The organism is Neisseria sp. P0021.S005 (assembly GCF_051956955.1).
The window spans coordinates 1-5,750 of record NZ_JBQCWY010000167.1; the positions used below are offsets into that span (position 1 = coordinate 1).

Annotated in this window: 5 protein-coding genes; 4 read left to right on the forward strand and 1 reads right to left on the reverse strand. The window is 50.2% G+C overall.

The window, feature by feature from the left end; genetic code table 11:
• The 4 genes from ACTHUE_RS10010 to ACTHUE_RS10025 all read left to right on the forward strand — a co-directional run.
• Nucleotides 1-899, forward strand: an 899-nt coding sequence (locus ACTHUE_RS10010) for a penicillin-binding transpeptidase domain-containing protein (protein WP_440423398.1), incomplete at its 5' end; no start/stop codon positions are given.
• A complete protein-coding gene (gene rodA, locus ACTHUE_RS10015) occupies nt 892-2,043 on the forward strand; it encodes a rod shape-determining protein RodA (RefSeq protein WP_049336483.1) in 1,152 nt (383 codons plus the stop codon). The genes ACTHUE_RS10010 and rodA, both read left to right, overlap by 8 nt.
• Before the next feature lies 1 nt (nt 2,044).
• On the forward strand, nt 2,045-2,704 hold the full coding sequence (locus ACTHUE_RS10020; protein WP_004520122.1) for a MarC family protein: 660 nt from the start codon (nt 2,045-2,047) through the stop codon (nt 2,702-2,704).
• Nucleotides 2,705-2,783: 79 nt separating this feature from the next.
• Nucleotides 2,784-4,127, forward strand: coding sequence for an aldehyde dehydrogenase family protein (locus ACTHUE_RS10025; protein WP_070695497.1), 1,344 nt, complete (start codon nt 2,784-2,786; stop codon nt 4,125-4,127).
• Nucleotides 4,128-4,426: 299 nt separating this feature from the next.
• Here the strand turns inward: ACTHUE_RS10025 and ACTHUE_RS10030 are convergent, their stop codons facing one another.
• A complete protein-coding gene (locus ACTHUE_RS10030; protein ID WP_083314053.1) occupies nt 4,427-5,707 on the reverse strand; it encodes a malic enzyme-like NAD(P)-binding protein in 1,281 nt (426 codons plus the stop codon).
• Nucleotides 5,708-5,750 lie beyond the last annotated feature (43 nt).

Here is a 5,750-nt window from a genome sequence, read left to right on the forward strand (position 1 = left end):
GCGGTCACGGCTCGGCCAACTTGAGCAAAGCCATTCAAGTATCCTCAGATACCTTCTTCTACCGTTTGGGTTACGAAATGGGTATCGATAAAGCCTCTCCGTATCTGGCGCAATTCGGTTTCGGCCAAAAAACCGGCATTGACCTGCCCAGCGAATACGCAGGCGTTTTGCCCAGCCGCGAATGGAAAGCCAAACGCTTTGCCAAATCTTCCGACCCTACCGCCAAAGAATGGCGCGCCGGCGAAATGGTTTCTGTCAGCATCGGCCAAGGCTACAACGCCTACACGCCTTTGCAAATGGCACATGCGACAGCTTCTCTTGCCAATGACGGTGTCGTCCATCAGCCGCATTTGGTCAAAGAAGTATTGGATTTCGGCGCACGCAAAATTACCCGTATCAACCCCAATCCCGAGCGTCAAATTCCGTTCAAAGCAGACAACTTCGAATACGTCAAACGCGCAATGGAAAAGGTATTGAAACCGGGCGGTACGGCGCACCGTATCAGTGGCGGACTCGCCTATACGATGGGCGGTAAAACCGGTACGGCCCAGGTCGTACAAATCAAACAGGGCGGCCGCTACAACGCCGTAGCCCTGCGCGAACAACACCGCGACCACGCATGGTTTATCTCGTTTGCGCCATTGGAAAAACCTGAAATCGCCATTGCCGTTATTTTGGAAAACGGCGGTTGGGGTGCGTATGCCGCGCCATTGGCTCGTGAAATGACTGATTTTTATATGCTTCACGTCAAGCCGCAACAGTTTTCAGACGGCCTTGAGTCAGATTTAGCCAAAACTGAAACAACGGACAAACATCAGCCTATTCCCAGCATTTTCCAATCTGCCTACGGACTGACGCCGACAAGCCCTGCCTCACAGCCGGAGGTTCATCATGAATAACACATCAGCGTGGAAAAATTTCAAATCCACCATTGCAGCCCCGATTGACCCTTGGCTGTTTTTTGCCATGCTCGCCATCTACATCATGAGCCTGTTCCTGCTCTATTCTGCAGACGGGCAAGAGTTCGGACAATTGGAAAACAAAACCATCCATACTGTTTTGGGATTTGCCCTTTTATGGATTATCGCCGTATTCAAGCCGCAAACGGCTGCCAAAGTCGCCCTGCCTGTTTACATTGTCGGCGTATTACTGTTGATTGGCGTCGAAGTCGCCGGCGTTACCGTCAACGGCTCGACCCGTTGGCTGAGTATCGGCTTTACCCGTATCCAACCTTCCGAAATCATGAAAATCGGTATTCCCATGACTGTCGCGTGGTATTTCCAACGCTATGAAGGCCGTCTGAAATGGATACATTATATTGTCGCCCTCGTGCTGATTCTTGTTCCTGTCGCCCTGATTTTGAAGCAGCCAGATCTGGGGACGGCCGCGCTGATTATGGCTTCAGGTATTTTTGTCATCTTCTTTGCCGGACTGCCTTGGAAAGCCATTTTTTCCGCTATTATTGCCTTTGTAGCCGCCTTGCCGCTCTTGTGGAATTACGGCATGCACGACTACCAGAAAACCCGCGTCCTCACCCTGCTCGATCCAACCAAAGACCCGTTAGGTGCAGGCTACCACATCATCCAATCCATGATTGCCATCGGCTCGGGCGGTGTATGGGGCAAAGGCTGGCTCAACGGTACGCAAACCCATTTGGACTATATTCCCGAATCAACGACTGACTTTATTTTCGCAGTATTCGGCGAAGAATTCGGCCTGATTGGTAATATCCTTTTACTGCTGGTTTACCTTATCATTCTGGCACGCGGATTGTGGATTGCCGCGCAAGCTCAATCCCTTTACAGCCGTACTCTGGCAGGCGCGTTGACCATGACCTTTTTCTGCTATGCCTTTGTAAACATGGGCATGGTCAGCGGTATTTTGCCCGTTGTCGGCGTCCCCCTTCCCCTGGTCAGCTACGGCGGTACAGCTACACTTTCCATCATGGTGGTACTCGCCCTGTTGATGGGTATTGCCAATGAACACAAAAACCTCCGCCGTCGTAATATAGACAACGACGACCTAACTGCAAGCAAGGAATAATATGGAATTAGGTGTAGAAATCGGCAAACTTCTCGTTGCACTTCTTGTACTGATCAACCCCTTCAGCGCGCTCTCAATTTATCTTGACCTGACACAAAACCACAGCACCAAAGAAAAGCGCAGAATCGCGCGTACTGCCGCATTGGCTGTTTTCATCGTGATTGTCGTCTTTGCACTGGGCGGCGGTATCTTGTTGAAAGTACTCGGCATCAGCGTCGGCTCCTTCCAAGTCGGCGGCGGTATTCTGGTTTTGCTGATTGCCATCTCCTTAATGAACGGCAACGATAATCCTGCCAAACCCAAAATTGATTCCCATTCAGAAGAACATCAAAGTGCGCAACAAGTCCGCCGCAATGAAAAAGCCATTGCCGTCGTACCCATTGCCATTCCGATTACCATCGGCCCCGGCGGTATCTCTACCGTCATTATTTACTCCTCTGCCGCCAAAAATTACAGCGATATTGCCCTAATTATCATCTCCGGCTTTCTGGTCAGCCTGATTTGCTATCTCATCCTGATCGTTGCCGGACGCATCAGTAAACGCTTGGGCACGACCGGCCTGACCATCCTCAACCGTATCATGGGCATGATGCTTGCTGCCATTTCCGTAGAGATTATTGTTGCCGGCTTAAAATCTATTTTTCCCCAACTGGTCGCTTGAAGTACAATTATCACAATAAAAGGCCGTCTGAAACATTTTCAGACGGCCTCATAAAAACATAAAAACAAAGGAGCCAACCATGTTTCACAGCACCCATGTCTTTACCGGTGAAACCATTTGCCGCCGACCGGCACAAAACTACACTGAATTTACCGACGAATTAAACCGCCTCCAAACCCTTCAGCAAACCTTCGCTCAATCAAGCATTACCGAGCGCACCGCCCTCTTACAGCAATTTGCCGACAGCCTTACCCAAAACCAAGAACGCCTTGCTGAAATGGTTTGCGAAGAAGTCGGACGCTGCCTGCACGAATGCCGTGCCGAAATCAATAAATCCATCGAGCTTATCCGCTACTACGTCCGTCTTGCCCCCGAACTGCTAGCCCATAAAACCATCGCTACCCAAGCCAGCCTCAGCCAAGTCCGCTTCGAACCTTTGGGTGTTGTTTTGGCGGTTATGCCGTGGAACTACCCTGTTTGGCAGATTTTACGATTTGCCATCCCTGCCCTGTGCGCCGGCAATGCCTGCGCAGTCAAACCTGCGCCCAGTGTCGCCCGCGTCAGCGAAACCCTATTCAGCCTTATCCCCGAAGGTTTGCCACTTATCGGCGCATGGTTAAGTCATGAAGACACGCTTAAAGCCATTGAAGATACTGATGCCATGGCATTTACCGGTTCAACCCATACCGGCCGCCTGCTGGCCGCCCATGCAGGCAAACATCTGAAAAAAACCGTCCTTGAACTGGGTGGCAGCAATCCGTTTATCATTCTGCCCGATGCCGATCTGCAACGCGCAGCCATCGATGCCTGCTATTCGCGCTTTCGCGATGCCGGACAATCCTGCAATGCCGCCAAGCGCATTGTTGTTACCCAAGATATTGCCGAACAATTTATTCCGCTCTTCCTTGCCGAGTGTGCCAAACTGCAAACCGGCAATCCCAAAGACTTGAACACCACCCTTGCCCCGCTTCACCGCCAAGACCTGCGTCAAACCGTTCACGAGCAGGTTCAAGATGCGGTTGCACACGGTGCGCAATGCTTGAGCGGCGGCTATATCCCTGAGGGAGAAATCTGGTTTTACCCTGCCACGGTATTGGATCAAGTCAATCCAAACTGCCGCGTTTGGCACGAAGAAGTCTTCGGCCCGGTTGCCATGATCTTACGCGCCGACAATCCGGATCACGCCGTTGCGCTTGCCAATGACACACCTTTCGGCCTCGGCGCCTGTATCTACACAGCCGACACGGCAAACGCATGGCAATATGCCGAAAAAATCCAAGCAGGCTCTGTCTTTATCAACCGCCACACCAGCAGCGACCTGCGCCTCCCCTTTGGCGGCGTCAAAGCTTCAGGTTATGGACGTGAGCTATCAGAATTCGGGCTGTACGAGTTCGTCAACGTCAAAACCTATTGGCAAAAATAAACCGTTTCATTAACTCAGGCCGTCTGAAAACCCAATTTCAGACGGCCTGATGTTGTTTAAAAAACTGGCAAAAATATTGTATTTAATCCCGTATAAACCCTGCAAAATCAAAGCCGCTCAAAAATAGAAACCTATCTTAAAAAGCAATCCATATTCCCCAGTCCATTTTGAAGCAGCAGATTATCATGTTCTTCATTCCGATTGCTGCATTAAGCCATTTCTAAAATACCCAATAAACAAAAATGCCGTCTGAAATACAACTTTCAGACGGCATTTTCAATCAAATACTACTTACCGGATTACAATTTCAAACCGGCCAGTTTAGCAGCATACGCATCCAAATCAGCGATTGGACGGGTAGCCACGCCGCTTTCCATTGCTGCTTTAGCAGTAGCCGTAGCAACGCGAGGCAACAGGCGGGAATCGAATGGGGTAGGAATCAGGTATTCCGCACCGAATTCAAATTTCTTACCGTAAGCGGCAACCACTTCTTCAGTTACCTCTTCCATCGCCAAATCAGCCAAAGCGTATACGCAAGCGCGTTTCATTTCTTCATTGATGGTGGTCGCGCCGACATCCAATGCTCCACGGAAGATAAATGGGAAGCACAATACGTTGTTTACTTGGTTCGGGAAGTCTGAGCGGCCGGTACCGATCACCACATCCGGACGGGTTTCTTTTGCCAAAGGAGGCAGAATTTCCGGATTTGGGTTTGCCATAGCGAACACGATTGGTTTTTCGTTCATGGTTTTCAGCATTTCAGGAGTCAGCAGGTTGGCACCGGACAGACCCAAGAAGATGTCTTTATCTTTAACGGCATCAGCCAATACGCGTTGGCCGTTATCTTCAATGGCATAGAACTGTTTGGACTCGTCCATACGGTCTTTGTCTTCGCGGGTTTTGTAAATCACGCCTTTGGAGTCGCAAACGGTCACGTTTTCGCGTTTCAAACCCAAATCCAGCAATTGGTTCAAGCAGGCAATCGCTGCGGCACCTGCACCTGAGCACACCAAAGTCGCTTCTTCAATTTTGCGGCCGGTATAACGCAAAGCGTTCAGTACAGCGGCAGCGGTAATGATGGCGGTACCGTGTTGGTCGTCGTGGAATACAGGGATTTTGCAACGTTTGCGCAATTCGCGTTCGATATAGAAGCACTCAGGCGCTTTGATGTCTTCGAGGTTGATGCCGCCGAAAGTCGGTTCCAAAGAAGCGATGATGTCTACCAATTTTTGCGGGTCTTTTTCATCGATTTCGATATCGAATACGTCAACACCGGCGAATTTTTTGAACAATACGCCTTTGCCTTCCATTACAGGTTTACCGGCCAATGCGCCGATGTTGCCCAAACCCAACACTGCTGTACCGTTGGAAATCACGGCAACCAAATTGCCTTTGGCAGTGTATTTGTAGGCAGTTTGCGGATCGGCATGGATTTCCATACAAGGAGCGGCTACGCCCGGAGAGTACGCCAACGCTAAATCTTTAGAAGTGGCCAGAGATTTGGTTGGGGTAACGGAGATTTTGCCCGGCACGGGGAATTCGTGGAACTGCAGGGCGGCTTCTTTTAATGAATTTTCCATTTATCGATCCTGTTTGCGAGAGAGATTTTACAGCGAACAAGTC